Consider the following 1922-nt stretch of genomic DNA (forward strand, 5'->3'; position numbering starts at 1 on the left):
GGGCATCGCCTCGGGCCGCCGGGTCGACCTGGCGGACGGACGGCTGGACATCCGCGTCGTGCACGGCGGCCGCAGGCCCGCGTTGCGCCTCCTCGCGGCGGCCCTCGCCGGCCCCTTCACCCGCTCCCCCGCCCACGCGGCGGTCCAGGTCCACCGCCTGCGCCTGACCGGTCTGGCGCCCGGCACGCTCCTCGCCTACGACGGTGAAGTCACGGACGTGGGCGGCGACTTGACGTTGGAGGAGCTGCCCGAGGCGCTGACGGTGTACCGCCCGCTGACCGAGTCCCTGATCACTCGTCAGTCCACATCGTAAAACGCAGGTCTCATCATTCGACATGCGCGCGTACCGTTCTGCTTACGCCGAAGAAGACGCGAAGGGGTAGGTAGAGCCATGCCGAAGCCGCAGGAGACCGCTGTCTACACGCACGGGCACCACGAGTCCGTACTCCGGTCGCACACCCAACGAACCGCCGTCAACTCGGCTTCCTACCTGCTCGGTTCGCTGAAGCCGCACATGAAGATCCTGGACATCGGCTGCGGCCCGGGCACCATCACCGCGGACCTGGCCGCCCTGGTCCCGGACGGGCATGTCACCGGAGTCGACCGCGAGCCCGGCATCCTGGACCAGGCCCGCGCCACCTCCGCCGAACGCGGCCTGACGAACGTCGACTTCGCGGTCGCCGACGTCCACGCGCTGGACTACCCGGACGACACGTTCTGCGTGGTCCACGCCCACCAGGTGCTCCAGCACGTGGGCGATCCGGTGCAGGCGCTGCGGGAGATGGTGCGGGTGACCAAACCGACCGGGTACATCGCGGCCCGTGACGGGGACTACGCGGTGATGACCTGGTATCCGGAGGTGCCGGGGCTGGACGACTGGCTGGACCTGTACCGGCGGGTGGCCCGCGCCAACGGGGGCGAGCCGGACGCCGGACGCCGGCTGAAGTCGTGGGCGCTGCAGGCGGGGCTGACGGACATCACGACCACGTCGAGCACCTGGACGTTCCACACTCCGGACGAGCGGGCCTGGTGGAGCGGCCTGTGGGCGGACCGCACGGTGGCGTCCTCGTACGCGGCGGTCGCGACCGAGGGTGGGCACGCGACCACCGAGCAGCTGGACGCCATCGCGGACGACTGGCGGGAGTGGGGGAAGCGGGAGGACGGCTGGTTCGCCGTACTGCACGGCGAGATCCTGTGCCGCAAGCCGGCCTGATCCGCCGGTACCGCCGAGCGCCGGGCCGTCCGGAATCGTCCGAAAGGATCACCGCCGCCCGGCGGTCCCAACTAGGCTCGTCCGTATGGACATTCTGGGAGCCACGCTGCGCATCTGCGTCGACGACCTGGAGACCGCGGTCCCCTTCTACGAACGCCTCACGGGCGCCTCGGCGCTCCGTTTCGAACGAGGCGGCGTGTCGGTGGCCGCGGTCGGCTTCTTCCTGCTGATGAGCGGGCCCGAGGCGGAGCTGGAGGTGTTGCGCAAGGTCGCGGCGACCATCGCCGTCAAGGACGTCGACGAGGCGCACACCCTCCTCTCCGACCTGGGCGCCCGGATCATCGCGGGCCCGCTGGCGACGCCGGTGGGGCGCAATCTGCTCGTGATGCATCCGGACGGTTCGGTCTACGAGTACGTGGACCGGCGGGGCTGACGGCCGACCGCCGGTCCACGCCTCGCCTCAGGGCGTTTCCGGCCGCATCCGGAAGTCGTAGCGCGTGGGCAGTGGTTCGTCGGTGAGGCGGGCCCAGAGCCTGCCGATCGACTCGGCGCCCTCGCGCAGGTCGGCGACCTCGAAGCCGTCCGCGAAGACCGCCCACGCGTCGTCGCGTCGCCCCTCCGCGAGCAGCAACTCGGCCTGGAGCAGCAGGAATCGGCCACGTTCGCGGGTGGCGGGGTGCAGCATCTCCCAGACGGCGCGGGCGTCCGC

2 protein-coding genes and 2 pseudogenes are annotated in these 1922 nt (G+C 71.3%); 3 read left to right on the forward strand and 1 reads right to left on the reverse strand.

The genetic code is table 11. From position 1 onward, the window contains the following. The 3 genes and pseudogenes from R6V09_RS52000 to R6V09_RS52010 form a co-directional block, all read left to right on the forward strand. Positions 1 to 313 (forward strand): annotated as a pseudogene (locus tag R6V09_RS52000) (phosphoesterase); the annotation flags it as partial. A 78-nt stretch (positions 314 to 391) separates the two neighbouring features. Next, a complete protein-coding gene (locus R6V09_RS52005; RefSeq protein WP_317888381.1) occupies positions 392 to 1213 on the forward strand; it encodes a methyltransferase domain-containing protein in 822 nt (273 codons plus the stop codon). 85 nt (positions 1214 to 1298) lie between these two features. Continuing rightward, entirely contained in the window at positions 1299 to 1646 is a 348-nt protein-coding gene (locus R6V09_RS52010) for a VOC family protein (RefSeq protein WP_317888382.1), read from the forward strand. Positions 1647 to 1673: 27 nt separating this feature from the next. Here the strand turns inward: R6V09_RS52010 and R6V09_RS52015 are convergent. Continuing rightward, a pseudogene (locus tag R6V09_RS52015) lies at positions 1674 to 1922 on the reverse strand (DUF5107 domain-containing protein); the annotation flags it as partial.

The organism is Streptomyces sp. W16, from assembly GCF_033194735.1.
Taxonomy (GTDB): domain Bacteria; phylum Actinomycetota; class Actinomycetes; order Streptomycetales; family Streptomycetaceae; genus Streptomyces.